The organism is Xanthobacter sp. DMC47, assembly GCF_056313845.1.
The window spans coordinates 688,646-713,048 of sequence record NZ_JBQUZM010000001.1 but is presented as its reverse complement, the minus strand read 5'-3'; the positions used below and the strand labels follow the sequence as shown (position 1 = coordinate 713,048).

Genomic DNA, 24,403 nt, shown 5'->3' with positions numbered 1-24,403 from the left:
GAGGAAACCATGTTGCTTCAGAACAAGACCGCCGCCATTTCGGGGGCGGCCAGCGCCCGCGGCATTGGTCTTGCCACGGCGAAGCTGTTCGCCGCCCATGGCGCGCGCATCGCCATTCTCGACATCGACGAGGCCGCCGCCAAGGCCGCTGCCGCCGAGCTCGGCCCGCAGCACATCGGCGTCGGCTGTGACGTCGCCAACAAGGCGTCCTGCCAGGCGGCCGCCGATGCAGTCATTGCCGCGTTCGGCCATGTGGACATCCTCGTCAACAATGCCGGCGTGACCCAGCCGGTGAAGACCCTCGATATCGACGAGGCGAGCTGGGACCGCATCCAGGACATCAACTGCAAGGGCGTCCTGTTCCTCAGCCAGGTGTTCATCCCGCACATGCAGGCGCGCAAGTCCGGCTCCATCGCCTGCATGTCGTCGGTGTCCGCGCAGCGCGGCGGCGGCATCTTCGGCGGCCCGCACTATTCCTCCGCGAAAGCCGGCGTGCTCGGCCTTGCCAAGGCGATGGCCCGCGAGTTCGGCGTGGACGGCATCCGCGTGAATTGCGTCACCCCCGGCCTGATCCAGACCGACATCACCGGCGGCAAGCTGACCGACGAGATGCGCAAGGACATCCTGAAGGGCATCCCGCTCAATCGCCTCGGCGACGCAAGCGACGTGGCCGGCATCTATCTGTTCCTCGCCAGCGACCTGTCTGCGTACGTCACCGGCGCGGTGATCGACGTCAACGGCGGCATGCTGATCCACTAATCCCGGTCCGCCTCGGCGCGTGCGGGTCGGCGGTCGCAAGGCGGCCGGACCCGTCCCGGCGCGGGCGCTCCTCGACAGGAACAGGGACAATGACCACGACAACTTCCAACGTCTCGCTGGAGCGGCGCGCCTGGAACATCCGGCGTCATGCCATCCGCATGGGCGAGGTGCAGGGGCAGGGCTATATCGCTCAGGCTCTCGACATCGCCGATGTGCTGGCCACCGCCTATTTCCACGCCATGCGCTACGAGCCCCAGAACCCAGAATGGGAGGGGCGCGACCGCTTCCTGCTGTCCAACGGCCATTATGCGATCGCGCTCTACGCGGCGCTGATCGAGGCCGGCATCGTCCCCGAGGACGAGCTGGAGACCTACGGCTTCGACGACAGCCGCCTGCCCATGTCCGGCATGGCGGCCTATACCCCGGGCATGGAGATGTCCGGCGGCTCTCTCGGCCTCGGCCTCTCCATCGCGGTGGGCAAGTGCCTCGGCCTGAAGCGCAAGGGCTCGGACAGCCGGGTCTACACCCTGTTCTCCGACGGCGAGCTGGATGAGGGCTCGGTGTGGGAGGCCATCATGTCGGCCGCCCACTACAAGCTCGACAACCTCATCGCCATCGTCGACGTGAACAACCAGCAGGCGGACGGCCCCTCCACCTCCATGCTCGGCTTCGAGCCGCTGCCGGAGAAGCTGGAAGCCTTCAACTGGTTCGTGCAGCGGGTGGACGGCAACGACCTCGACGCCGTGCGCAACGCCTTCGATGCGGCCAAGACCGCCAATGGCGGCCGGCCCAGCATGATCATCGCCGACACGCTCATGGGCAAGGGCATCCCCTTCCTCGAGGCGCGCGACAAGAACCACTTCATCCGTGTGGATGCCCATGAGTGGCAGCTGGCCCTGGCCGCCCTCGACGAGAGGAAGCCCGCATGAAACCCGCTCCCGCCGCCAGGGCTGATACCCCGGCCAAGCCGCGCCTGACCACCTCCGCCATGATCGCGTCCATCGCGGGCGAGGGGCAGCGCACCAAGCCGGCGCCGTTCGGTCATGCGCTGGTCAAGGCTGCGCAGAACGATCCCTCCATCGTCGGCATGACGGCGGACCTCGGCAAGTATACCGACCTGCACATCTTCCAGCAGGCCTTCCCGGATCGCTACTACCAGATGGGCATGGCCGAGCAGCTGCTGTTCGGCGCCGCCTCGGGCCTCGCGGCGGAAGGCTTCACGCCCTTCGCCACCACCTATGCGGTGTTCGCCTCGCGGCGGGCTTATGACTTCATCCACCAGACGATTGCGGAAGAAGACCGCAACGTGAAGATCGCCTGCGCCCTGCCGGGTCTCACCTCCGGCTACGGCCCCTCGCACCAGGCGGCGGAAGATCTGGCGCTCATGCGCGCCATTCCGAACATGACGGTCATCGACCCCTGCGACGCGCACGAGATCGAGCAGGCGGTGCCGGCCATGGTGGCCCACAAGGGCCCGGTCTACATGCGCCTGCTGCGCGGCCAAGTGCCGCTCGTGCTCGACGAGTACGGCTACACCTTCGAGCTGGGCAAGGCCAAGATGCTGCGCGACGGCTACGAGGTGCTGTTCATCTCGTCCGGCATCATGACCATGCGGGCGCTCGAAGCCGCCAAGGCGCTTGAGGCGGACCGCGTGGACGTGGGCGTGCTGCACGTGCCCACCATCAAACCCCTCGACACGGCGACCATCCTGGAAGCCTGCGCCAAGCCCGGCCGCCTCGTGGTTGTGGTGGAAAACCACACCGTCATCGGCGGCCTCGGCGAGGCGGTGGCGGGGCTGCTGATGCGCGAGGGCGTTCACCCCGCGTTCCGCATGATCGGCCTGCCGGACGAGTTCCTGGCCGCCGGCGCGCTGCCCACCCTGCATGATCGCTACGGCATCTCCACCGACGCGCTCTCGGCGCAGGTGAAGGGCTGGCTCAAGTAATCCATCCGGTCCCAGCCCCCGGCAAGAGGGGCGGGCCGAGCGGGAGGAAACGATGAAGAAAATCGGCTTTGTGGGGCTCGGCTCCATGGGCCTGCCGATGGCGGCCAACCTCGCCCGTGCCGGCTTCGCCGTGACGGGCTTCGATATCCGGCCCGAGGCCGGGGCGAAGCTCGCCGGTGCCGGGGGCGTGGCTGCGGCCAGCCTCGCAGAGGCCTTCGCCGGCCAGGATGCCGTGGTGCTGATGGTGGTGAATGCCGCCCAGGCCGACGACATCCTGTTCGGCGCGGGCGCTTTGGCGCATCTGCCTGAGGGCGGCACGGTCATCCTCATGGCCACCTGCCCGCCCGCCGCCGTCGCGGCCCTCGCCAAGCGCGTGGAGGCCCAGAGCCGCCGTCTCGTGGATGCCCCCGTCTCGGGTGGTGTGGTCGGGGCGGAAGCCGGCAGCCTCACCATCATGGTCGCGGCGGCGGGAGACCTGTTCGCGCAGGTGAAGCCGGTGCTGGACGCCATGGGCTCCAAAGTGGTGCTGCTGGGCGACAAGGCCGGGCAGGGCGCCACCGCCAAGGCGGTGAACCAGCTCCTGTGCGGCGTGCATCTCGCGGTCGCCGGCGAGGCCCTGTCGCTGGCCGAGACGCTCGGCCTCGACATGAACGCCATGCTCGACATCGTCTCCGGCTCCGCCGCCTCCAGCTGGATGCTCAGGGATCGCGGCCCCCGCATGCTGGAGAGCGAGCCGCGCGTGACCAGCGCGGTGGACATCTTCGTGAAGGATCTCGGCATCGTTCTCGAAGCCGGCGCAGGCGCCAAGACCGCGCTGCCGCTCGCGGCAACCGCCCACCAGATGTTCCTCTCCGTCTCCGGCCGTGGCCGGGGCGCCGAGGACGACAGCCAGGTGATCGCCGCCTACCGCGCCCTGCAGGGCCGGGCCTAGTCCCCTCTTTCCAACGATCAAGCCGCCGAAACGGCACACTAGGGAGAAGACACCATGAAACCGACCAAGACCGGCCTGACCCGCCGTCACGTGCTTGCCGCAGGCGCCGCGCTGCCCCTGTTCAGCATCCTGACCCGCCGCGGCGAGGCTGCCGAATTCACCTACAAGTACGCCACCGGCCAGGACCCCACCCACCCGGTGAACAAGCGCGCCCAGGAAGCCCTCGACCGCATCCGCGAGGCCACCTCCGGCCGCGTCGAGATCAAGCTGTTCCCGGCCAACCAGCTTGGCTCGGACACCGACCTGCTCGCCCAGGTGCGCTCGGGCGGCGTCGAGTTCTTCAACCTCTCCACCTCGATCCTCGCGACGCTGGTGCCCGTTTCCGGCATCGTCAACACCGGCTTCGCGTTCCCTGACTACGCGACCGTGTGGAAGGCGGTGGACGGCGACCTCGGCAAGTATATCCGCGCGCAGATCGAGAAGACCGGCCTCGTTGCACCCGCCAAGTTCTGGGACAATGGCTTCCGCCAGATCACCTCGTCCACCCGCGAGATCCGCACGCCGCAGGACCTGAACGGCTTCAAGATCCGTGTCCCGCCGGCGCCGATGCTGACCTCGGTGTTCAAGTCCCTGAACGCCGGCGCCACGCCGATCAACTTCAACGAGCTTTATTCCGCGCTCCAGACCAAGGTGGTCGAGGGCCAGGAGAACCCGCTCGCGATCATCGCTTCCACCCGCCTCTACGAGGTGCAGAAGTCCTGCTCCATGACCGGCCACGTCTGGGACGGCTACGTCATCCTCGGCAACCGCCGCGCCTGGGGCACGCTGCCGGAGGACGTTCGCGCCGTCATCACCCGCGAGCTGGACAAGTCGGCTGTGGACCAGCGCGCCGACATCGCCTCGCTCAACCAGAGCCTGCGCGCCGACCTCACCGCCAAGGGCATCACCTTCATCGACGTGGACCGCGAGCTGTTCCGCAAGGCGCTGGCCGCAACTCCGTTCTACGGCGAGTGGAAGGCCAAGTACGGCGATGAGGCGTGGGGCCTGCTCGAGGCCGCCGTCGGCAAGCTCGGGGGGTGAGCATGTCCCAGCACGTATCCCACTCCATGCCGCCGCCCGGGCACGCGCTGGACGAAACCCACGCGCTGCACGAAGCCTACGCCACAGAGGACGCGCCGCCCCCGGCGCTTCCCACCGGCTGGCGCCGCGCCGTCTTCGGCGTGGAGACGGCCCTCTGCCGCGTGGTGGAATATCTCGCCGCCGCCCTCGTGCTGGCCGAGATCACCGTGCTCTTCGTCGGCGTGGTGAAGCGCTATGCGCTGCACAGCCCTATCGTATGGTCGGACGAGCTTGCGTCCGTCCTGTTCATCTGGCTCGCCATGTTCGGCGCCGTGCTGGCCCTCCAGCGCGACAGCCACATGCGCATGACCGCCCTCGTCAGCATGGCCTCGCCCCGCGTGCGGTCGGTGCTGGAGACGCTGGCCCTCGCGGCGCCCCTCGTCTTCCTCGTGGCGGTGCTGCATCCCGCCATCGAGTATGCCGAGGACGAGATGTTCGTCACGCTGCCGGCCCTCGACGTGCCGAACACGTGGAAGGCCGCGGCGCTGCCCATCGGCATCGGGCTCATGGCGCTGGTCAGCTTCCTGAAGCTGCTGCGCGCGGTCAATCCGAAGCAGGTGGCGGTGGTCTGCGTCTGCCTGGTTCTGGCGGTTGCGCTCGGCCATTTCGCCTCGCCGTGGCTGAAGACGCTGGGCAATTACAATCTGCTCATCTTCCTCGTCGGCCTCGTGGCGGCGTCGGTGTTCGCCGGTGTGCCCATCGCCTTCTCGTTCGGCCTCGCGACGGTGGGCTACCTCACCTTCACGACCACCACGCCGCTCGCGGTGGTGGTGGGGCGCATGGACGAAGGCATGAGCCACCTCATCCTGCTCTCGGTGCCGCTGTTCGTCTTCCTCGGCCTGCTGATCGAGATGACGGGCATGGCACGGGCGCTGGTGGGCTTCCTCGCGAGCCTTCTGGGTCACGTGCGCGGCGGCCTCTCCTACGTGCTGATCGGCGCCATGTATCTCGTCTCCGGCATCTCCGGCTCGAAGGCGGCGGACATGGCGGCGGTGACGCCGGTGCTGTTCCCGGAAATGGTGAAGCGCGGCGCCAAGAAGGGCGATCTCGTGGCCCTGCTCGCCGCCACCGGCGCGCAGACGGAGACGATCCCGCCCTCCCTCGTGCTGCTGACCATCGGCTCGGTCACGGGCGTGTCCATCGCGGCGCTGTTCACCGGCGGCCTTTTGCCCGCCTTGGTGCTCGGTCTCGCGCTCTGCCTCCTCGTGCGCTACCGCTACCGCAACGACGATCTCTCCAACGTCAAGCGCGTCTCGGCCAAGGACATCCTGTGGTCCGCGGGCATCGCGCTGCCGGCCATCGCCCTGCCGTTCGTCATCCGCGGCGCGGTGATGGAGGGCATCGCCACGGCGACGGAGGTCTCCACCATCGGCATCATCTATTCGGTGGTGGTGGGCCTGCTCGTCTATCGGCAGTTCGAGTGGAGCCGTGTTGTTCCGATGATGATCAGCACGGCCGCGCTCTCCGGCGCGATCCTGCTCATCATCGGCGCGGCGACGGGCATGGCCTGGGCGCTCACCCAGTCCGGCTTCTCGCAGAACCTCGCCAGGGTGATGTCCGGCCTTCCGGGCGGTGCGGCGACCTTCATGGTGGTCTCCATCCTCGCCTTCATCATTCTCGGCTCGGTGCTGGAAGGCATCCCGTCCATCGTGCTGTTCGGGCCGCTGCTGTTCCCGATCGCGCGGCAGATGGGCATCCACGAGGTCCACTATGCCATGGTGGTGATCCTCGCCATGGGCATCGGCCTGTTCGCGCCGCCCTTCGGCGTCGGCTACTACTGCGCGACGGCCATCGGCGACGTGAACCCGGACGAGGGCATGAAACCCATCGTCGGTTACATGCTCGTGCTGCTCATCGCGCTGGCGGTGGTGGCAGCCGTGCCGTGGATCTCCATCGGCTTCCTGCCCTGAGTATCCTGCCTGAGGAGGTGCCCGGCGCAGACCGGGCCCCCCTTTGCTCGCAAGCTCCCTAGCCTGAAGGCCCGCCGGTTCGCCGGTGGGCCTTTTTTTGTGCCCTGTCCGCAGGGCAAAAGAAAACGCCGGCCGGACGATGATCCGGCCGGCGCGGCTCGCCGGGACTGGAACGTTGAGGGGCGCCTCAGTCGGGCGAGACCACGTTGGTGGGGCTGCCGGCGACGAAGTTCTCGATGTTGTCGATGAGCTGGTCGGCCAGCGCCTGCTGCGCTTCCAGCGAGGCCCAGGCGATGTGCGGCGTGCAGATGACATTGCGCCGCCGTGCGAGGCGCATGAAGGCGCTGTCGAGCGCCGGGGGCTCGGGCAGGGTCACGTCGAGCCCGGCGGCGCTCACCAGCCCCTCGTCGAGGGCGATCTCCAGATCCTCCTCCACGATCAGTCCGCCGCGCGCGGTGTTGATAAGGATCGGCCGGTTCTTCATGCGCCGGAAGGCGGACAAGTCGAACATGCCGCGCGTCTCTTCCGTGAGCGGGCAGTGCAGGGTGATGGCGTGGGAGGTTTCGATCAGCTCGTCGAGGCTGACGACGCCCGGCGTTCCGGGCTTTGCACCGGGATCGTAGAACACCACGTCCATGCCGAAGGCGCGCGCGATGCCCGCCACCTGCGAGCCCAGCACGCCGGCGCCGACGATGCCGAGCCGGCGGCCCGCGAGGTCCACGATGGGGTTGGTGAAGAAGCAGAACTGCTGCGCCGCCTGCCACGCGCCCTCCAGCACCTCGGCCCGGTAGGGCACGATGGAGCGGGCGAGGGAGAGCAGCAGCGCAAAGGTGTGCTCCGGCACGGTGGCCTTGGCATAGCCGCGAATGTTCACCGTGGAGATGCCCCGCGCCGCCGCAGCCTTTTTGTCCACGCAATCGGTGCCGGTGGCGGCGATGGCGATGAGCTTGAGGTTGGGCAGCTGGGCGAGTGTGGCGGCCCGAAGGTCCACCTTGTTGTTGATGAGGATGGTGGCGTCCTTGGCCCGTTCGGTCACTTCGCCTGCGCTGGTGCGATCATATTCCACCCACTCGTGGGGGAAGGACGGGCGGCGGACATTCACTTCCGGCGCGATGGTGTCGCGGTCGAGAACGACGATCCTGTGCATGGTCTTGGTCTTTCCGATTGGCGCGACAGGCTCAGAGGCGGACGCGGGCGGCGTCGGCCACGGCCTTGGCGGTGATGCCGAAATGCCGGTACAACGCATCCGCCGGGCCGGAGGCTCCAAAGCCCGTCATGCCGACGAAGCCGCCATCCTCGCCGATCCAGCGCTCCCAGCCGAACTTCACCGCCGCTTCCACCGCGACGCGCACGGTGCCGGCGCCAAGCACCGCATTGCGGTAGGCGGCATCCTGAGCCTCGAACAGGCTCCAGCAAGGCATGGAGACTACCGCCGTGGGAATGCCCTCGGCCTGTAGCTGGGCGCGGGCTTCCACGGCGATCTGAACTTCCGAGCCGGTGGAGAGGAGGGTGACGCGGCGCGGGCCGCCCTCGGCCTCCTGAAGCACATAGGCGCCGCGGGCCGAGCGGTTCTCCGCGCTGCCGTCGCGGCGCAGGGCCGGCAGGGACTGGCGGGCGAACACGAGGGCCACCGGGCCGGTGCGATGATCCAAAGCAATCTCCCACGCCTCAGCCGCCTCGATGGCGTCGCAGGGACGCAGCACGGTCATGTTGGGCATGGCGCGCAGCGAGGCGATGATCTCCACCGGCTGGTGGGTCGGCCCATTCTTGCCGATGCCGATGGAATCGTGGCTGAACACGAACTTCACCGGCAGCCCCATGAGCGCCGCCATGCGCAGGGCCGGGCGCTCATAGTCCGAGAAGGGCAGGTAAGTGACGGCTAGCGGGATGACGCCGCCGTGGGCCGCCATGCCGTTGGCGAGCGAGCCCATGGCATGCTCGCGCACGCCGCAATGGATGTAGCGGCCGGCCCGGTCCTTCGCGGTGAAGGCGGAGAGCTGGCGCTTGTGGTTGGTGGGAGCCTCCAGATCTGCGCAGGCGGTCATGATGTCCGGGAGGACTTCATAGAGCGCCGCCGCGATGTCCCCGGAGGTGGCGATGGAGAAGTCCGCCTTCTCCTCGGCCGCCACCTTCGCCTTGTAGGCGTGGATGGCCTCGCGCGCCCCGGCGGCCAGCGTGCCGGAGACGGTGCGGTGGAATTCGTCCTGCACCTGATTGCCCGCCGCCGCGAGCCGCTTGCGCCAGGCCGCCCGGGCCTGCGCGCCCGGCGCGCCCGTGGCCCGCCAGTCGGCGCCGATGGCGGCCGGAATGTCGAAGCTGCCGCCGGTCCAGCCGAAGCGCTCGGCCATGGCGGCACGATCTTCGGGGAAGAGCTTGCCGGAATGGCCGCCGCGCTGGCCTTCGAGGCGCGGGATGCCACGGGCGATGGTGGTCTTGCAGGCGATCATGGAAGGTCGGGGATCGGCCTTGGCGGCGCGGATGGCCGCATCCACCGCCGCGATGTCGTGGCCGTCGATCTCCACCACGTGCCAGCCGGCCACGCGGAAGCGCTCGGCGACATTCTCGGAGATGGACAGCTCGGTGGAGCCATCATCGGTGATGGCGTTGTCATCCCAGAAGAACGTGAGCTTGCCGAGCTTCAGGTGACCGGCCAGCTGGATCACCTCCTGCCCCACGCCCTCCTGCAGACACCCGTCGCCGACGAAGGCCCAGGTGCGGTGATCGATGAGGTCGTCGCCGAAGCGGGCGTTGAGGTGGGCTTCGGCGATGGCCATACCCAGCGCATTGGCGATGCCCTGCCCGAGGGGACCGGTGGTGGTCTCGATGCCGGCGGCCGGCTCGTATTCGGGATGGCCGGCGCAGGTTGAGCCGAGTTCACGGAAGCTCTTCACCGCGTCGAGCGAGATGTGGTGATAGCCGGTGAGGTGCAGCAAGGAATAGAGCAGGGTGGAGCCGTGCCCGTTGGAGAGCACGACGCGGTCGCGGTCCGGCCAGGTGGGGTCGGCCGGATCGAATTTCAGGTGGCGGCTGTAGAGAACCGTCGCGATCTCGGCCATGCCGAGGGGAACGCCCTGATGGCCTTCGCCCGCCGCGAGAATGGCGTCCACCGCGAGGAAGCGGATCGCATGCGCCATGGGCTGGAGCGCCGCCGAAAGGGGCGCGCCATCGTGGGCGGAAATGGCGATATCGCCAATGGGGGCAGGGGCTTGGCCGCTCAACGTTCGTCTCCTCATCGTGCCTTGGTCTTTTAGGGTCGCGATGATGCCGAAAGCGGCTTGAGGCCGGTAACGCGAAATACACACCGATTGCTGAAGACGATTCACCGGTGTGGTGAATTTTCACCGGGTTGCGGCTTCTTCCGTTCATCCCGAAGCGGGGCGGGGGAGCGGCTGGGGGAGACGCCGGGAACGTCTCGCCGGGCCGGGCACTTCTTTCGCCAGAACAGACATGAGCGAAAGGAGCGTTGCCATGACCGAAGACGGATCGGATGCCGAGCGGACCCGCCACGCCACGGACACCGGCCGGAACCGCGACAAGGTGCGCGGGCCGGACTTCGCCGCCGCGCCGCTGGGGACGGATGACGAGGCCGGCGGCCATGCCCCGCAGCAGGACTGGCGTCCGCCGGAGAAGGGCGACCGCATCGCGGACGGCGACCCCAGCGTCGGCGAGCTTTATCGCCCCCAGAGCGAGGAGGACAACCGCGCCCACGCGAATGCGCCTCCCAACTGGGGCACTTGGGCGCTGGTCGCGGCCGGACTTCTGGTGCTGGGGCTGGCGGCGGCCAGCTTCGCGAGCTGAGGGGCCGCCATCCGCATCTGGCGGGCGGGTGCGCCCATCGCAGCGGCCCGCCCATCGGCAGGCTGCGCGCCCCCAAACGGGGCTGAAACGCCTTCGCGCTCCCGCCTCCTTCCACGGCGCAGGAAGCACGGACGCTGCCGCAAATCTTTGATTTTAAAGCCTTGCCGGAGGAACAACCGCTCCCCCCGGCTGTTCGCCAGTGGAGATGGACCGGACATTTCCGGTGGTTTGACATGGCGTGCCGCGGCGCGCTCCCGGCAGGAGGCTTTTGATGAAGGCGCTGACCTTCCACGGCAAAGGCGACATTCGATGCGAGCAGGTGCCGGACCCTCAGATCCTGCACGCGCGCGACGCCATCATCAAGGTGACGGCCTGCGCCATCTGCGGCTCGGACGTGCACATCTATGATGGCGTGATCCCCTCCATGGAACATGGTGATGTGCTGGGGCACGAGACCATGGGAGAGGTGGTGGAGGTAGGAAGAGGCGCATCGAACCTCAAGGTGGGCGACCGCGTGGTGGTGCCCTTCACCATTTCCTGCGGCGAATGCTTCTTCTGCCGGCGCGGCTTCTATTCCGGCTGCGAGCGCTCGAATCCCAACCACAAGATGGCCGAGGAGATGTGGGGTTATTCCCCAGCGGGCCTCTTTGGATACTCTCATATGCTTGGCGGATATTCAGGTGGCCAAGCGGAATACCTGCGCGTGCCTTATGCCGACGTCGGTCCCATCAAGGTGCCGGACGGGCTGACCGACGAGCAGGTGCTCTTCCTCTCCGACATCTTCCCGACGGGCTATATGGCGGCCGAATTCTGCGACCTGAAGGGCGGCGAGACCGTGGCCATCTGGGGCTGCGGTCCGGTGGGTCAGATGGCCATCCGCAGCGCCTTCATGCTGGGCGCGGAGCGCGTCATCGCCATCGACACGGTGCCCGAGCGCCTCGCTCTGGCCCGGGCCGGCGGCGCGGAGACGCTCGATTTCCTGGATGAAGATATCTACGCGCGCATTCGCGACATGACCAACGGCCGCGGCGCGGACGCCTGCATCGATGCGGTGGGCACTGAGGCGGATGCCTCGTCCTCCCTTTACGCCCGCATCGACCGCATCAAAGTCGCGACCTTCATGGGCACGGACCGGCCCCATGTGCTGCGGCAGGCGATCCAGTGCTGCCGCAACTTCGGCGTCGTCTCCATCGTCGGCGTCTATGGCGGCTTTCTGGACAAGATCCCCATGGGCTCGGCCATCAATCGCGGTCTCACCTTCCGCATGGCCCAGACCCCGGTCCAGCGCTACCTGCCAATCCTGATGCAGCGCATCCAGAACGGCGACATCGATCCCTCCTTCGTCATCACCCATCGCGCTGGCCTGGAAGACGGGCCGGACCTCTACGCCCAGTTCCGCGACAAGAAGGACGGCTGCATCAAGGTCGTCCTCAAGCCCTGAAAGGACACGCCATGGCTGAGGCCACCCCCCAAACCCGCGCCCCCGATACGCGGGCCCTCGCTGTCGTGACGGGCGCATCCTCCGGCATCGGCTACGAGCTGGCGTTGCTCCTGGCGCGGGACGGCTTCGATCTGGTCATCGCCGCAGATCAGCCTGACATCGAGACCGCTGCCGAGGCTCTGAGCGCCGTGGGAGCAGAGGTTCATTCCCTCCAGACGGATCTGGCCACGATCGAGGGGGTGGACAAGCTCTATGCCGAAGTGGAGCGCCTCGGGCGGCCTGTGGAGGTGCTCTGCGCCAATGCCGGCCACGGGCTCGGCAAAGGCTTCCTCGATCAGGATTTCAACGCCGCGCGCCATGTGGTGGACACCAATGTCACCGGGACCATCTATCTCATCCACCGCATCGGCAACGCCATGCGGCGGCAAGGCTCCGGCCGTATCCTCATCACGGGGTCCATCGCGGGCTTCATGCCCGGCAGCTTCCAGGCGGTCTACAACGGCACCAAGGCCTTCATCGACTCCTTCGCCTGGGCACTGCGCAACGAACTGAAGGACACCGGCCTCACTGTCACCTGCCTGATGCCGGGGCCGACCCAGACCGAGTTCTTCGAGCGCGCGGACCTGATGGACACGCAGGTGGGGCAGGGCGAGAAGGACGACCCCGCCGACGTCGCCCGTGCCGGCTACGACGCCATGATGTCCGGCCAGGGCGATGTGGTGGCGGGATGGAAGAACCGCATCGAGAGCGCCATCGCCAATGTCACGCCGGCAGCACTGCTTGCCGAGCAGCATCGCAAGATGGCTGAGCCGGGATCAGGGCAGAGCTAGAAGCGGAACAATACTGCGCCATCGGTGAAGCTTTCTAATCAGAAGCTGCATTTTCACCGCATTAAACTTGACGTTACGGAACAATAGGCAGTCCCAGGCCTTACCCATCTGGTGGCCGCGGCACGATTGGCCGGCCCCGAAAAATTCAGACATCCAGTGGAGACGGCAAATGGCGACGAGCCCGACCCGAGACCTCTTCGTCGTGGGCCTCAGGAATGCCCATGCGGTGGAGAACGAAGCGCTTTCTATCATGAACCGGCAGATCGACCGGCTGGAGAACTATCCCGAACTTTCCGCCCGGCTGCGCACCCATGTGGAGGAGACCAACGGCCAGCTCAAGCGGCTGGACGATATCCTCGCCAGCCTCGGCGAGGACAATTCCACGCTCAAGGATGCCGCGGCTTCCTTCATGGGGAACATGGCCGCCCTTGGCCATTCCATGGCGGGCGACGAGATCCTCAAGAACTCCTTCGCGGACTACGCCTTCGAGAATTACGAGATCGCCGCCTACCGCTCCCTGGTGACCATGGCGGAAGCCTGCGGCTCGCTGGCGGCGGTGCCGCTGCTGAAGGCCTCGCTGGAGGAAGAGCAGGCCATGGCCGAATGGCTGGAAATGCACCTGCCGCAGGTCACGCAGCGCTACATCGCGCTCGAGACTGCCGGCGAGAAGGCGAACCGCTGACGCGGCCTATGGCGCCAAGGAGATCCCTTCATGTTCATCCATCGCAAGCAGCTGCAGTATCACGCCAAGCCCGACGCGCCTGATCCCCTGTTCGCCAAGCTTCTGCAGGAGCCGCTGGGCGGACAATGGGGCGAGATCAGCGTGATGATGAGCTACCTCTGGCAGGGCTGGTCCTGCCGGGGGCCGCAGAAATATCGCGACATGATCCTCGACATCGGAACCGAGGAGATCGGCCATGTGGAGATGCTCGCGACCATGATCGCGCGCCTCCTCGAAAGTTCTCCGGTGGAGGCGCAGGAGAATGCCGCGAAGGATTCCGCCGTCGGCGCCATCCTCGGCGGCGCGCGCATCGAGGATGCCATCATGGCCGGCATGAACCCGCAGCATGCCATTGTCGCCGGCTCCGGCCCGCGCCCGGTGGACAGCGCCGGCAATCCCTGGACGGCGGGCTATATGACCGCCAGCGGCAACCTTCTCGCCGACTTCCGGTTCAATTTGACGGCGGAGAGCCAGGGGCGGCTGCAGGTGGCCCGGCTTTACAATCTCACCAGCGACACCGGCGTGCGGGATATGCTGTCCTTCCTCATCGCGCGGGACACCATGCACCAGAACCAGTGGCTCGCCGCCATCCAGGAACTGGAGGCTGAAGGCTTCGACCGCACGCCCGTGCCGGCCAACTTCCCGCGCGAGATGGAGATGCAGGACGTCTCCTATCTCTACATCGATGCCTCCGAAGGCACGCAGGCCAGGGCCGGACAATGGGCCAAGGGGCGCTCGCCGGACGGGCAGGGCGAACTCGCCTACGACGAAATCCGCCCGCTCGCCGACGACGATGGTCTGCTCGGCGATGCCGATCCCCGCATGTATGGCACCGCGGCGGTGCCTGCCCCTCCGTCGGCTGCGGAATAGACCCGGCGAGCCTCGTCCCTCCCACGTCGGGTTCTCGGGCCCGGAGGACAGCTGGTCCTCCGGGCCTTCTTTTTGTGTCCCGGTGCGTCAGGCCTCGCGCCGGCGCCGGAGCCCTTCGAGATTGAGAACGGTCACCGTCCGATAGCTCCGGCTGATGAGGCCGCGCGCCTCGAACGCGTCGAGGATGCGGCCGGCGCTCGAACGGGACAGGTTCGCCATGGAGGCGAGATCGTCCTGGCTGATCTCGATCACCGGGCGCTCCGCCGCGGCTGTGGCCCTGGCGCCGGCATCCGCGCCCATCGCCAGAACGGCGAGGATGGCGGCCAGCCGGTCTTCGGAGCGGCGCATGCGGAGCGCATCGATCACCGCGAGGGCAAACAGTTCATTGCGCAGCGTCAGGAATGCGAGCCAGCGCCACGCCTGCGCATCCGCCCGCACGATCGCATCCCATTGGCCGAGCGAGAGATGCGCCACGAGACTGTCGCGCGCGGCCACGATGCCGATGGCGCGCGGGCCGCGGGTGATGACGGAGGCTTCGCCGATCCAGAAGCCGGGCTGCGCCAGGATGCCGAGGAAGGGCGCCCGCGCACCGGGCGCGACGATCACCCCGAAGGCGCCGTCCACGAGGCCATAAAGCCCCCCTGCTTCGTCGCCCGCCCGATACAGCGTCTCGCCCCGCGGGTAGCGCTTCAGCACGCAGCGTTCGAGCACCGCATTGCGGAACGACTCCGCCGTTTCCGACAGCCAGCCGTGCGCGCGCAGGGCATCCAACTCGGTCGGCCGGTTCATGGCGGGGCTCCAGCTTAGATTGCGGAAATCTACCCAATCCGGCCGGTTCCGATCAACTAAGGTCGAAGCCAAATCACCCGTCCCGCGCTGCGGCCGAGAGGCATGTTCGGCCGCCGAAGTGGGATCAAAAGAGGCAACGTCCATGGTTTCCCGGCGCGATCTCCTGAAATCCGCTCCCGCCTCCGCCGCCGCTTTCGCCATCGGCAGCAATTTCCTCATGGAGGGCACGGCGGCCCACGCCGATACGCCCGCGCCGTCGCTCGCCGGCCATTTCCACCCCCGCGGCAAGGCGCCTTCCAAGCACACGGTCGCGGTACTCAAGGCCGCGCGCGAGGGACTACCGTTCGACGATACGCGCGATTTCGAGGAGCAGAAGCGCGGCCTCATCGCGCCCATGACGGAAATGGTCATTCCCGTCGATGCCGGGCATGTGGCGTGGGACATGAAGAGCTTCCAGTTCCTCGACCAGCAGGAGGAATTCGACTCCATCCATCCCTCGCTGCACCGGATCTGCCGGCTCAACAACAATTACGGGCTCTATGAGGTGGTGCCCGGCATCTATCAGGTGCGCGGCTTCGACCTCTCCGACATCAGCTTCGTGCGCGGAAAGACCGGCTGGATCGTGTTCGATCCGCTCGTCTCGACCGAGACGGCCCGTGCGGCGTGGAAGCTCTTCCAGGCGCACAAGGGCGAGGGGCTGCCGGTCTCGGCGATCATCTATTCCCACACCCACGGCGACCACTGGGGTGGCGTGCGCGGCATCGTGGATGAAAAGGACGTGCGCTCCGGCAAGGTGCCGATCATCGCCCCGGCCGACTTCATGGACTTCACCGTCTCCGAGAACGTCTACGCCGGCAACGCCATGAATCGCCGGCTGTTCTACCAATATGGCCTGCTGCTCACGGCGGCCCCCCACGGCTACGTGGGACAGGGGCTCGGGACGCGTGTCTCGGCGGGCGCCGTGGGGCTGATCGCGCCCACGCACTTCGTGCGCGAGCCCATCGAGGAGTTGGAGGTCGACGGGGTGCGGATGGTGTTCCAGAACACCCCGAATACCGAGGCGCCCCGGGAGATGAACACCTGGATTCCCGACCTCAAGGCCCTGTGGATGGCGGAGAACGTCACCGCCACCCTCCACAACATCTACACGCTGCGCGGCGCGCAGATCCGCGATCCTCTCGCCTGGTCGAAGTACATCTCGGAAGCGCTCTACCGCTTCGGGCTTCAGGCGGAGGTGATGTTCGCCTCCCACCACTGGCCGCGCTGGGGCAATGCCCGCATCCAGCAGGTGCTGCGCGCCCAGCGCGATCTTTATGCCAATTTGAACAACCAGGTGCTGCACTTCGCCAATCAGGGCGTCACCATCAACGAGATCCACAACGTCTACGAGGTGCCGAAAAGCCTTCAGGCCAAGTGGGAATGCCGCGGCTATCACGGCTCGGCGCAGCACAACGCGCGCGGCGTGATCCAGCGCTATCTCGGCTTCTGGGACTGCAACCCGGCGACCCTGATCCCGCTCTCGCCGTCGGACTCCGCGCCGCTCTACGTGGAGATGATGGGCGGCAGCGCCAAGATCATCGCCCGCGGCCGCGCGCTGCATGACGAGGGCAAATACATGCTCGCCGTCGAGATCGTGAACAAGCTGGTGCAGGCCGAGCCGCAGAACACCGAGGCGCGGGAGCTTCTGGCCGACATCTTCGAGCAGATCGGCTACCAGCAGGAAAACCCCGGCCTGCGCAACAGCTTCCTCAACGGCGCCTATGAATTGCGGTCCGGCATCTCGCAGGGCGAAAAGGCGAGCTCGTCGAGCCCGGACGTCATCCGCGCCATGACCACCGAGCTGTTCCTGAACTTCCTTGGCATCCGCATGGACAGCCGGAAGGCGGAGGGGCTGCGCTTCACCATCAACCTCTCCACGCCGGACAATGGCGAGAAGTTCATCGTCGAGCTGGACAACGCCACGCTCACCAACATCGCCGGCTTCCAGTCGGAGAAGCCCGATCTGACGCTGACCATCAACCGCTCGGACCTCGAGCAGACCATGATGGGAACGAAGACCCTTGCAGCCCAGATTGCCGACGGCACCGCGAAGGTCTCCGGCGATGTCAGCATCCTCGCGAAGCTGGCCGCAACCATGGTGGACTTCGATCCGCGCTTCGAGGTGATGCCCGGCACGCGGGCGCGGCCGAAGGAGGTCGTGGCCGCCGACGGCTTCGAGGCGGTGCCCGAAAAGATCATCGCGGAATAGTGGCGCGGCAGGCGGAACGACGATGGGCCATTCACACCACGCCATGGGCCGGCGCCTGCTGCCCGCTCTCTTCACGCTCGCCAGCCTCGCCGGTAGCGCCGCCGCGGCGGATCTCGCCGCTCCGCCGCCCGCGGCGAAGCAAGTGGAGAGCGCTGATCCGGACACCTGGACCTTTTCGGTGATGCCCTATCTGTGGGCGGCCGGAAACTCCGGGCAGACGGCCCAGTTCGGCCTGCCGCGGGTCGATTTCGACCTGCCATTCCGGGATGTGCTGGATCATCTCGACTTTGCGGCGATGGCCATGGCGGAGGCGCGCCATGGCGACTTCAGCCTGTTCGGCGATCTGGTCTATCTCGACCTGTCCCATGAGACGGCGACGCCGCAAGGGGTGCTGGCGCTGACGGCGGAGCTGTCTTTCGCGGCGACCGCAGGCACGGTGGGCGCCGGCTATAGCCTGCTCAGGGACGGAGACAGCCATCTCGACATCGCGGTCGCGGCGCGGATTTGGCACTTCGACACCGGGCTTGCCTTCTATGGCGGGCTTCTCAACGGCCTGTCGCCCAATGATGGTGCGACCTGGGTCGATGGCCTCGTCGGCTTTCGCGGCACCTACGCCATCAATTCGAGCTTTTACCTCACCGGCTGGGCGCTGGCCGGTGCCGGCGGCGCCCAGCTGGACTGGGATGTGGCCGCCGCGGTCGGCTATCGCTTCAACAGGAGCCTGTCCATGCTCGCCGGCTACCGCGCGGTCGGCATCAATTACGACCGTGGCGGCTTCGTCTTCGACGCCGTGCAGCAGGGGCCGCTGGTGGGGCTGAAACTGGAGTTCTGAGCCGCGCGCGCCTCAGGCCGGCAGCACCACGACCTTGGTCTTGACCGGCGTCTTTTCGTAGAGGTCGATCATGTCCTGGCTGAGCAGGCCGACGCAGCCGCTGGTGACGCCGGTGCCGATCGACTCGGGATCGCTGCTCGCATAGATAGTGTAGAGCGTGTACTGGCCGTTCTGGTAGAGATAGAGCGTGCGGGCGCCGAGGGGGTTTTCCAGGCCGCCCGGCATGCCGTTGGCCCATTTGGCGGCTTCCGGCTGGCGCTTGATCATCTCCTTGGGCGGGGTCCAGACGGCCCACTCGCCCTTGCGGCCCACATAGGCGTCGCCGCTCCACAGGAAGCCCGCGCGGCCGACATTGGCGCCATAACGGGTCGCCTTGCCCTCGCCCTCGATGCGGTAGACGTAATAATTGCTCGGATCGACGATGATCGTGCCCGGCGCCTCATTGCTCTCGTAGCTGACGGTCCGGCGGTAATATTTGGGGTTGACCTTGCTGATGTCGGGCGCGGGGATCGGAAATTTCTCGTTGGGCATCGGCCCATAGAGCTTCTGTGCCTCGGCAAGGCTCATGACGTCCGCGGAGCAGCCGGCAAGCCCGAGCGCGCCAATGCTGAGGGCGGAGCCGAGCAGGAAAGAGCGGCGGCTGATTGCGCCGGACCCGAGCCCGGACATGGCGACGTCGTCCCTCATGATGATCTCGCAGTGTCCCTTTGTGCCGTTGCCAGCGGTGCGTCCGCACCGGACGATACCGTTAAGCATTTTTCGGCGCGGACTTTGCCGCCAAGCGGCGCGGCTGGCAAGCGTCAGGCTTCACCGCGCAGGGCTGCCATGCATGGGGGAGGCCTGTATCGGCGCTGTTCTGGCGCGGCTTGCCCGAATTCGGGATAGGGCGTCCCAGCGAGAGGTGTGGCAATTCCGCCTGTCGCGAACGCCTCGACCGTCACCGGGAGCGTGCGTTGCCGGCAGGCATCGCGGGTCCTCTGGATCCGTCCGCTCGCGTCAGGCCTTGCGGCGGCGCTTGGGGGGCGGTGCGGCCGCGGCTTCCTTCTCGCTGGCCTCGCGGAGGGCCCGTAGCCGCGCGCTCTTCGCGCGCACCGCTTCCAGTTCGCCCCGGTTGCGTTCCATGGCGCGTTCGATGGATTCGTCCAGCTGACGCCGGCTCTCTGCGCTGGAGAGGGTCTTCTGATGTGTGGTCATTGGGGTCATTCCGAAGGATACCATGATCCCGGTGGAAGCCCGAGGACTAAGATCAAAGAAAATAAGATAAAGAAAAAGGCCCCGCCTATGCAGGCGGGGCCTTTCTCGAACTCAGTGTGCATCAGTCCAGCGGCCAGTACATCCGTGGTCCGCCAGAGCGATGTCACGCGGCCTGGAGGTTCCCGGCCGAGTTCTTGCCGGACTTGTTGTCCCGGACGATATCGAACTGGAGCTTCTGGCCTTCGGCAAGGCCCTGCATTCCGGCGCGCTCGACGGCCGAGATATGCACGAACACGTCAGCGCCGCCGTTGTCGGGCTGGATGAAGCCGAAGCCCTTGGTGGCGTTGAACCACTTCACGGTACCGATATTCATGACGATTTCCTTTCAATCGCGCGTGGGTGCTCAGCCCGAGCGATCGAGCTGAACAAGAAGTTAGAAATTGAAGGGAGGTATCGTCAGACGCGGCTTGGCGTCAGAAAATCAGCCGTCAAATTCAGACAAACACAACATAGGGGGCTATTGTGTTGATAGCAAGGCCCGGAAATTTTTATCCGCGCCGCTCTATTTGCCGCCTATATTTCGCCGGGGCGCCGCAGTTCGGATTCTCTTGCGATCCTCTCGAACGCCTCGTGCTCGCCTTTTACGCGATAGCTCGGCTCGCCCTTGTCATGGGGCATGATGCGAACGATCCTGAACCGCCCTTGCGGGGATCGGAAGCCTGCGACGAACTCAACGAGGCCGTCGGCGTCAAATTTGGTGTTCATCGTTTCCCTGTAGCACGGTTTTACGCGCGGGCGCGATCAATTCTCGTCGAGACGAAAGAATTGCCCCATAGTTTTGGTGCCGGTCCGGGGCCCACCTATGCTAGCATCATCGCGGCTTCGAAGCGGAAGCTGAAGGAGCTGTCATGAAAAAGACGTATGTTCTGGCCTGCCTCATCTCGGCAAGCATATCCTCCGCTTGGGCGAACGCCCCGGACATGACGCTGGATTTCACCTGGCTCGGAACGACCCTGTGCGCGCCGCGGCCCAACAGCCCGGAATTCCAGGTGGGCAACGTGCCGGCGGGCACCGCCAAGCTGCGGTTCGCTCTGGTGGGGCCGAGCGGGCGGGAACTGGGCGGTGCTGATGTGCAGCTTCCCCCGCGCGGCGCCATCCCGCGGGGCGCCGTGTCCTACAGATCACCGTGTGTCGGCGGCATCTACACCTGGACCGTCGAGGCCCTCGACGCGGACGGCAAGCGCCTCGCGTCGACCAGCCTCGCGCGGCCGTTCTACTGAAGGCGGGCGGAGCCGGGGCCTGCGCCCCAGCCCACCACTGGAGTCAGCGGGCGGTGGAAGACGGTGCCGCGCCGGTTGCCGGGCCCCGGCCATTCGCCGGCCGGGCGCGGCGCTTGGGGGCGGCGATCAGGCCTTCATACTGCGCCTTCTTGCGTGCAGCCTTGCGATGCCGACGCACTGCCTCGTCATGCTCGCGCGCCTTGCGTTCGGAAGGCTTCTCATAGGCCTTGCGCTGCTTCATCTCCCGGAAGATGCCCTCACGCTGCATGCGCTTCTTGAGAACCTTGAGGGCCTGCTCGACATTGTTGTCTCTGACGAGAACCTGCAAAAGATATCCAATCTGAAGATCAGCCCGGTTCCCCGGCCAGAGGTCTGGCCGTTTGCCCGGAGGCCGGCCGGGGCCGGTGGGGGGAGAGTGTAGAGGGGACGGGCCGCCAAAGCGATGGGCTTCGTCGCCATACACCTATGCGGCCGCCGCAGCCTCGTCCGTCACCACCTTGAACGACGTGAGTGTCGCCGGACCGAAGGATGTCACGAGCGCCACATCGGTGGCGTCCCGCCCCCGTGCCATGAGGATGCGGCCGACCCGGGGCGTGTTGTGCCGGGCGTCGAACGTGTACCACCGCCCCCCGAGATAGACCTCGAACCACGCGCTGAAGTCCATGGGCGCCGGATCGGCCGGAACCCCGATGTCGCCGAGATAGCCGGTGCAGTAGCGGGCCGGAATGTTCATGCAGCGGCACAGGGTGATGGCGAGATGGGCGAAGTCGCGGCACACGCCTTCCTTGCTGGTGTAGGCGTCGAAGGCGGTCTTCAGCGGGCTGGCGTGGGCATAGCCAAACGCGATGTGATTGTGGACGAAATCGCAGATGGCCTGCACCAGTGGCCAGCCCTTGGGCAGGTGACCGAACTTCGACCAGGCGAATGCGCTGAGGCGATCGGTCTCACAATAGCGGCTGCCCAGAAGAAAGAGGAGCACGTCCACCGGCAGGTCGCCGAGGGCATGCTGGGGCGCATCGGGGGCCACGTCGTCAGGCAGGCCGCTGTCGCGGATAACGAAATCAGTGCGCATGGTGAGGCCGCCGGCCGGCGCCTCGATGACATGGCAGAAATTGCCGAAGCTGTCGTGATAGGTGTTGGCGGCAAGCGGCGGGTCGAACATCACCCGGTCGGGGTTCAAAAGATCGCTCACCCGCGAGGGATGGACGCTCAGGGTGAGAATCATGGGCGTCGGCTGCGGGCAACCGTAAGTAATTTCGTAGCCGGCGTGAATCAGCATGTGGGCCTCAGCTCTGTGCGGACATGGCCCGCGGATCGGTTATGGTGCGCGCGGCCCCGGGGCTGTCGCGCTCGTTCGAGCCCGACTCTCTTGGCCCGTGCCGGAAAGGTCCTGACGTGAGCGCGCCTGTTTCCCTGTTGACGGCGGACGACATTCCGCCGGTCACGGTGTTAAATCCCGAAGGTCGTTCCGCGTTCCTTCTCGTCGCGGATCACGCGGGAAACAGGCTTCCCTGCTCGGTCGGAACGCTCGGCCTCTCGGCGATGGACCGTGAGCGCCACATCGCGTGGGACATCGGCATCGCCGGCGTCTGCCAGGCTCTGTCAGACCTACTCGATGCCACGCTTATTCAACAGAACTATTCTCGCCTGCTGATCGACTGCAACCGGCCGCTCGGCGTCGCGCAGTCCATCCCGGCCGAGAGCGATGCGACGCCCGTGCCCGGAAATGAGGCGATCGGGGCGCAGGAGCGGAGGGCGCGCGAGGCGGAAATCTTCGTGCCCTATCACGCGCGCATCGCAGCCGAACTCGATCGGCGGCAGGCGGCCGGCGCGCCGGTCATCCTGATCGCCATGCACAGTTTCACGCCGGTTTTCGCGGGCTTCGTGCGGCCGTGGCACGCGGGCCTGCTTCATCACCGCGACAGCCGGCTCGCGCAGGCCCTGCTTCCGCTACTGCGCGCCGATGCCGCGCTCACCGTGGGCGACAATGAGCCCTACGCGGTGAGCGAAGAGACGGACTGGACCATCCCGGAGCACGGCGAGCGGCGCGGCATCCCCCATGTGGGCATCGAGATTCGGCAGGATCTGGTGACCCACCCCGACGGCCAGCGGCAATGGGCGGAGCGGCTGGCGCCCCTTTTCAGGGCCGCCGCCGCGCGGCTCGAAGACGCCGGCCAACTGGCTGCGAGAAGCCCGCTGCTCCAGGATTGACCTGCCCGCGCGGCGGGGCCGGCCCGAGCGAGGCGGCTCAGCTGCCGAGATAGGCCGCCCGCACGTGCGGATCGTCGATGAGATCCGCGCCCTTGCCGGACATCACGATGCGGCCGGCCTCCAGCAGATAGGCGTAGTCGCACAGCTCCAGGGCGGCGAAGGCGTTCTGCTCCACCAGCAAAACGGTGGTGCCGGCGTCGCGGATGGAGCCGATGATGGCGAACATCTGCTCCACGATGTTCGGCGCAAGGCCAAGCGAGGGCTCGTCGAAGAGCACGAGGCGCGGCCTCGACATGAGCGCGCGGCCGATGGCCAGCATCTGCTGCTCGCCGCCGGAAAGTGTGCCCGCCATCTGGTGGCGGCGCTCGGCGAGGCGGGGAAAGCTCGTGTAGATGCGCTCGTAGTCGGCTTTCAGCCCGGCATCGCTGGCGCGCAGATAGGCGCCCATGGCGAGGTTTTCCGAGACGCTCATGTGCGGAAACACCCGACGGCCTTCCGGACAGTGGGCGACACCCAGCTTCAGCATCTTCTGCGGCCCGGCGCGGGTCACATCGTCGCCCTTGAGGCGGATGGAGCCGGAACGGGCCGGCACGAGGCCGGAGATGGTGCGCAGCGTCGTGGATTTGCCCGCGCCGTTGGCGCCTACGAGCGCCACGAGCTGCCCTTCGCCCACAGTCAGCGAAATGCCACGGAGCGCCGCCACCTGCCCATAGCCGCAGACGAGATCGGAAATCTCAAGCATGCGCTGCCTCCCGCTGCTCCAGCTTCGCGGCGCTCTTGCCGAGATAGGCCTCGATGACCTTCGGGTCCGTGCGGATGGCCTCAGGCGGGCCTTCCGCGATCAGCCGGCCATAGTTGAGGCAGACGATGCGGTCGGAGACCTCCATCACCATGGGCATGTCGTGCTCCACGAGGAGGATGGTGACGCCCTCGTCCCGCACCTTGCGGATGAGGCGCACGAAGCCCTGCGTCTCCGAGGCGTTCATGCCGGAGACCGGCTCGTCCAGCAGCAGCATCTTCGGCTCCACGGCCAGCGCCAGCGCGAAGCCTACGAGGCGTTGCTCGCCATAGGAGAGGGAGCCCGCCTTGTCGCCGGCGCGGGCGGTGAGGCCCACCATGTCGATGATGGCGTCTGCCCGCTCGCGCACCGCATGCTCCGCCCGCCGGGCGGCGGGGGTGGGGAACAGGCGGTCGAGGAGGGCCGCCGCGCGCTGGTCGTCGCCGTGGCGGTGCAGGCCGATCAGCACGTTGTCGCGCACGCTGTCGTCGGCGAAGACGCTGGTGCGCTGGAAGGTGCGGGCAAGGCCGAGGCGGGCGATTTCGTTGGGCCGCGTCTGCGAGAGGTCGCGGCCGCGGAACAGCACCCGGCCCTGCGTCGGCTTCAGGAAACCGGTCATGATGTTGAAGGCGGTGGTCTTGCCGGCGCCGTTGGGGCCGATGAGGCTCAGGATCTCGCCTTCATGCACGTCGAAATGCAGGTCGGCGATGGCCGTGAGGCCGCCGAACTTCATGCCCACGTGCTCGA

At 67.0% G+C, this 24,403-nt stretch carries 25 protein-coding genes and 1 pseudogene; 16 read left to right on the top strand and 10 right to left on the bottom strand.

The features are described from left to right. Window positions 1-9 precede the first annotated feature (9 nt). The 6 genes and pseudogenes from ACT54R_RS03385 to ACT54R_RS03360 all read left to right on the top strand — a co-directional run bounded on the left by ACT54R_RS03385 (window position 10) and on the right by ACT54R_RS03360 (window position 6,664). Entirely contained in the window at window positions 10-759 is a 750-nt protein-coding gene (locus ACT54R_RS03385) for an SDR family oxidoreductase (protein WP_168461152.1), read from the top strand. An 89-nt stretch (window positions 760-848) separates the two neighbouring features. Next, the gene (locus tag ACT54R_RS03380) at window positions 849-1,688 is read left to right on the top strand and encodes a transketolase (protein ID WP_168461150.1); all 840 of its coding nucleotides are present in this window, start codon (window positions 849-851) and stop codon (window positions 1,686-1,688) included. Continuing rightward, entirely contained in the window at window positions 1,685-2,704 is a 1,020-nt protein-coding gene (locus ACT54R_RS03375; protein WP_476323625.1) for a transketolase family protein, read from the top strand. Before ACT54R_RS03380 ends, ACT54R_RS03375 begins: the two co-directional genes overlap by 4 nt. Window positions 2,705-2,747: 43 nt before the next feature. Then, a pseudogene (locus tag ACT54R_RS03370) lies at window positions 2,748-3,635 on the top strand (NAD(P)-dependent oxidoreductase); the annotation flags it as partial. A 54-nt stretch (window positions 3,636-3,689) separates the two neighbouring features. Continuing rightward, the gene (locus ACT54R_RS03365; RefSeq protein WP_476323622.1) at window positions 3,690-4,715 is read left to right on the top strand and encodes a TRAP transporter substrate-binding protein; all 1,026 of its coding nucleotides are present in this window, start codon (window positions 3,690-3,692) and stop codon (window positions 4,713-4,715) included. A 2-nt stretch (window positions 4,716-4,717) separates the two neighbouring features. Further along, complete coding sequence (locus ACT54R_RS03360) at window positions 4,718-6,664, top strand: TRAP transporter large permease (RefSeq protein ID WP_476323619.1); 1,947 nt, start codon at window positions 4,718-4,720, stop codon at window positions 6,662-6,664. A 187-nt stretch (window positions 6,665-6,851) separates the two neighbouring features. Here the strand turns inward: ACT54R_RS03360 and ACT54R_RS03355 are convergent, their stop codons facing one another. After that, window positions 6,852-7,811 carry a D-2-hydroxyacid dehydrogenase gene (locus ACT54R_RS03355; protein ID WP_476323616.1) on the bottom strand — a complete coding sequence of 320 codons (960 nt, stop codon included), beginning with the start codon at window positions 7,809-7,811 and terminating at the stop codon, window positions 6,852-6,854. Window positions 7,812-7,842: 31 nt separating this feature from the next. Continuing rightward, a complete protein-coding gene (tkt, locus tag ACT54R_RS03350) occupies window positions 7,843-9,798 on the bottom strand; it encodes a transketolase (protein ID WP_476326356.1) in 1,956 nt (651 codons plus the stop codon). 334 nt (window positions 9,799-10,132) lie between these two features. On the opposite strand from tkt, the gene ACT54R_RS03345 reads away from it, so the two are divergent. The 5 genes from ACT54R_RS03345 to ACT54R_RS03325 all read left to right on the top strand — a co-directional run bounded on the left by ACT54R_RS03345 (window position 10,133) and on the right by ACT54R_RS03325 (window position 14,324). Further along, a complete protein-coding gene (locus ACT54R_RS03345; RefSeq protein WP_168461124.1) occupies window positions 10,133-10,462 on the top strand; it encodes a hypothetical protein in 330 nt (109 codons plus the stop codon). A 271-nt stretch (window positions 10,463-10,733) separates the two neighbouring features. Next, a complete protein-coding gene (locus ACT54R_RS03340) occupies window positions 10,734-11,903 on the top strand; it encodes a zinc-dependent alcohol dehydrogenase (protein WP_476323612.1) in 1,170 nt (389 codons plus the stop codon). A gap of 11 nt (window positions 11,904-11,914) precedes the next feature. After that, on the top strand, window positions 11,915-12,733 hold the full coding sequence (locus ACT54R_RS03335; RefSeq protein WP_476323609.1) for an SDR family NAD(P)-dependent oxidoreductase: 819 nt from the start codon (window positions 11,915-11,917) through the stop codon (window positions 12,731-12,733). Window positions 12,734-12,902: 169 nt separating this feature from the next. Beyond that, a complete protein-coding gene (locus tag ACT54R_RS03330) occupies window positions 12,903-13,415 on the top strand; it encodes a ferritin-like domain-containing protein (RefSeq protein ID WP_168461105.1) in 513 nt (170 codons plus the stop codon). 30 nt (window positions 13,416-13,445) lie between these two features. Further along, on the top strand, window positions 13,446-14,324 hold the full coding sequence (locus ACT54R_RS03325; protein WP_476323605.1) for a manganese catalase: 879 nt from the start codon (window positions 13,446-13,448) through the stop codon (window positions 14,322-14,324). Window positions 14,325-14,411: 87 nt separating this feature from the next. Here ACT54R_RS03325 and ACT54R_RS03320 read toward each other — a convergent pair whose 3' ends face one another. Then, window positions 14,412-15,113: a Crp/Fnr family transcriptional regulator gene (locus ACT54R_RS03320; protein WP_476323602.1), complete on the bottom strand. Its 702-nt coding sequence runs from the start codon at window positions 15,111-15,113 to the stop codon at window positions 14,412-14,414. 142 nt (window positions 15,114-15,255) lie between these two features. On the opposite strand from ACT54R_RS03320, the gene ACT54R_RS03315 reads away from it, so the two are divergent. Then, entirely contained in the window at window positions 15,256-17,361 is a 2,106-nt protein-coding gene (locus ACT54R_RS03315; protein ID WP_476323599.1) for an alkyl/aryl-sulfatase, read from the top strand. Between the two features lie 22 nt (window positions 17,362-17,383). Continuing rightward, window positions 17,384-18,193 (top strand): hypothetical protein, encoded by an 810-nt coding sequence (locus tag ACT54R_RS03310; RefSeq protein WP_476323596.1) that lies wholly within the window; start codon window positions 17,384-17,386, stop codon window positions 18,191-18,193. 12 nt (window positions 18,194-18,205) lie between these two features. On the opposite strand, the gene ACT54R_RS03305 is transcribed toward ACT54R_RS03310, so the two are convergent. The 3 genes from ACT54R_RS03305 to ACT54R_RS03295 all read right to left on the bottom strand — a co-directional run bounded on the left by ACT54R_RS03305 (window position 18,206) and on the right by ACT54R_RS03295 (window position 19,760). Continuing rightward, window positions 18,206-18,880 carry a L,D-transpeptidase family protein gene (locus ACT54R_RS03305; RefSeq protein WP_476323593.1) on the bottom strand — a complete coding sequence of 225 codons (675 nt, stop codon included), beginning with the start codon at window positions 18,878-18,880 and terminating at the stop codon, window positions 18,206-18,208. 309 nt (window positions 18,881-19,189) lie between these two features. Then, window positions 19,190-19,387: a transcriptional regulator gene (locus ACT54R_RS03300; RefSeq protein ID WP_476323590.1), complete on the bottom strand. Its 198-nt coding sequence runs from the start codon at window positions 19,385-19,387 to the stop codon at window positions 19,190-19,192. Window positions 19,388-19,550: 163 nt separating this feature from the next. Further along, entirely contained in the window at window positions 19,551-19,760 is a 210-nt protein-coding gene (locus ACT54R_RS03295) for a cold-shock protein (RefSeq protein ID WP_024278120.1), read from the bottom strand. Between the two features lie 257 nt (window positions 19,761-20,017). On the opposite strand from ACT54R_RS03295, the gene ACT54R_RS03290 reads away from it, so the two are divergent. Together ACT54R_RS03290 and ACT54R_RS03285 are read left to right on the top strand one after the other, a co-directional pair. After that, window positions 20,018-20,299, top strand: a complete 282-nt coding sequence (locus ACT54R_RS03290) for a hypothetical protein (RefSeq protein WP_476323587.1) — start codon at window positions 20,018-20,020, stop codon at window positions 20,297-20,299. Then, window positions 20,296-20,667, top strand: coding sequence for a hypothetical protein (locus ACT54R_RS03285; protein WP_476323584.1), 372 nt, complete (start codon window positions 20,296-20,298; stop codon window positions 20,665-20,667). Before ACT54R_RS03290 ends, ACT54R_RS03285 begins: the two co-directional genes overlap by 4 nt. A gap of 43 nt (window positions 20,668-20,710) precedes the next feature. Here the strand turns inward: ACT54R_RS03285 and rpsU are convergent, their stop codons facing one another. Together rpsU and ACT54R_RS03275 are read right to left on the bottom strand one after the other, a co-directional pair. After that, on the bottom strand, window positions 20,711-20,995 hold the full coding sequence (gene rpsU, locus ACT54R_RS03280) for a 30S ribosomal protein S21 (RefSeq protein ID WP_168461079.1): 285 nt from the start codon (window positions 20,993-20,995) through the stop codon (window positions 20,711-20,713). Between the two features lie 135 nt (window positions 20,996-21,130). Then, complete coding sequence (locus tag ACT54R_RS03275) at window positions 21,131-21,946, bottom strand: transglutaminase-like domain-containing protein (RefSeq protein ID WP_168461077.1); 816 nt, start codon at window positions 21,944-21,946, stop codon at window positions 21,131-21,133. A gap of 116 nt (window positions 21,947-22,062) precedes the next feature. Between ACT54R_RS03275 and ACT54R_RS03270 the strand changes: the two genes are divergently transcribed. Further along, window positions 22,063-22,878 carry an N-formylglutamate amidohydrolase gene (locus ACT54R_RS03270; protein WP_476323580.1) on the top strand — a complete coding sequence of 272 codons (816 nt, stop codon included), beginning with the start codon at window positions 22,063-22,065 and terminating at the stop codon, window positions 22,876-22,878. Window positions 22,879-22,915: 37 nt separating this feature from the next. Here the strand turns inward: ACT54R_RS03270 and ACT54R_RS03265 are convergent, their stop codons facing one another. Then, entirely contained in the window at window positions 22,916-23,620 is a 705-nt protein-coding gene (locus ACT54R_RS03265; protein WP_476323577.1) for an ABC transporter ATP-binding protein, read from the bottom strand. After that, window positions 23,613-24,389 carry an ABC transporter ATP-binding protein gene (locus ACT54R_RS03260; RefSeq protein WP_476326354.1) on the bottom strand — a complete coding sequence of 259 codons (777 nt, stop codon included), beginning with the start codon at window positions 24,387-24,389 and terminating at the stop codon, window positions 23,613-23,615. Before ACT54R_RS03260 ends, ACT54R_RS03265 begins: the two co-directional genes overlap by 8 nt. Window positions 24,390-24,403: the final 14 nt, after the last annotated feature.

Excerpts from the sequence above, each read along its gene's own strand:
- ACT54R_RS03385 (WP_168461152.1), top strand. The coding sequence starts at position 10 with ATGTTGCTTCAGAACAAGACCGCCGCCATTTCGGGGGCGGCCAGCGCC.
- ACT54R_RS03380 (WP_168461150.1), top strand. The coding sequence starts at position 849 with ATGACCACGACAACTTCCAACGTCTCGCTGGAGCGGCGCGCCTGGAAC.
- ACT54R_RS03375 (WP_476323625.1), top strand. The coding sequence starts at position 1,685 with ATGAAACCCGCTCCCGCCGCCAGGGCTGATACCCCGGCCAAGCCGCGC.
- ACT54R_RS03365 (WP_476323622.1), top strand. The coding sequence starts at position 3,690 with ATGAAACCGACCAAGACCGGCCTGACCCGCCGTCACGTGCTTGCCGCA.
- ACT54R_RS03360 (WP_476323619.1), top strand. The coding sequence starts at position 4,718 with ATGTCCCAGCACGTATCCCACTCCATGCCGCCGCCCGGGCACGCGCTG.
- ACT54R_RS03355 (WP_476323616.1), bottom strand. The coding sequence starts at position 7,811 with ATGCACAGGATCGTCGTTCTCGACCGCGACACCATCGCGCCGGAAGTG.
- tkt (WP_476326356.1), bottom strand. The coding sequence starts at position 9,798 with ATGGCGCATGCGATCCGCTTCCTCGCGGTGGACGCCATTCTCGCGGCG.
- ACT54R_RS03345 (WP_168461124.1), top strand. The coding sequence starts at position 10,133 with ATGACCGAAGACGGATCGGATGCCGAGCGGACCCGCCACGCCACGGAC.
- ACT54R_RS03340 (WP_476323612.1), top strand. The coding sequence starts at position 10,734 with ATGAAGGCGCTGACCTTCCACGGCAAAGGCGACATTCGATGCGAGCAG.
- ACT54R_RS03335 (WP_476323609.1), top strand. The coding sequence starts at position 11,915 with ATGGCTGAGGCCACCCCCCAAACCCGCGCCCCCGATACGCGGGCCCTC.
- ACT54R_RS03330 (WP_168461105.1), top strand. The coding sequence starts at position 12,903 with ATGGCGACGAGCCCGACCCGAGACCTCTTCGTCGTGGGCCTCAGGAAT.
- ACT54R_RS03325 (WP_476323605.1), top strand. The coding sequence starts at position 13,446 with ATGTTCATCCATCGCAAGCAGCTGCAGTATCACGCCAAGCCCGACGCG.
- ACT54R_RS03320 (WP_476323602.1), bottom strand. The coding sequence starts at position 15,113 with ATGAACCGGCCGACCGAGTTGGATGCCCTGCGCGCGCACGGCTGGCTG.
- ACT54R_RS03315 (WP_476323599.1), top strand. The coding sequence starts at position 15,256 with ATGGTTTCCCGGCGCGATCTCCTGAAATCCGCTCCCGCCTCCGCCGCC.
- ACT54R_RS03310 (WP_476323596.1), top strand. The coding sequence starts at position 17,384 with ATGGGCCATTCACACCACGCCATGGGCCGGCGCCTGCTGCCCGCTCTC.
- ACT54R_RS03305 (WP_476323593.1), bottom strand. The coding sequence starts at position 18,880 with ATGAGGGACGACGTCGCCATGTCCGGGCTCGGGTCCGGCGCAATCAGC.
- ACT54R_RS03300 (WP_476323590.1), bottom strand. The coding sequence starts at position 19,387 with ATGACCACACATCAGAAGACCCTCTCCAGCGCAGAGAGCCGGCGTCAG.
- ACT54R_RS03295 (WP_024278120.1), bottom strand. The coding sequence starts at position 19,760 with ATGAATATCGGTACCGTGAAGTGGTTCAACGCCACCAAGGGCTTCGGC.
- ACT54R_RS03285 (WP_476323584.1), top strand. The coding sequence starts at position 20,296 with ATGAAAAAGACGTATGTTCTGGCCTGCCTCATCTCGGCAAGCATATCC.
- ACT54R_RS03275 (WP_168461077.1), bottom strand. The coding sequence starts at position 21,946 with ATGCTGATTCACGCCGGCTACGAAATTACTTACGGTTGCCCGCAGCCG.
- ACT54R_RS03265 (WP_476323577.1), bottom strand. The coding sequence starts at position 23,620 with ATGCTTGAGATTTCCGATCTCGTCTGCGGCTATGGGCAGGTGGCGGCG.
- ACT54R_RS03260 (WP_476326354.1), bottom strand. The coding sequence starts at position 24,389 with ATGAAGTTCGGCGGCCTCACGGCCATCGCCGACCTGCATTTCGACGTG.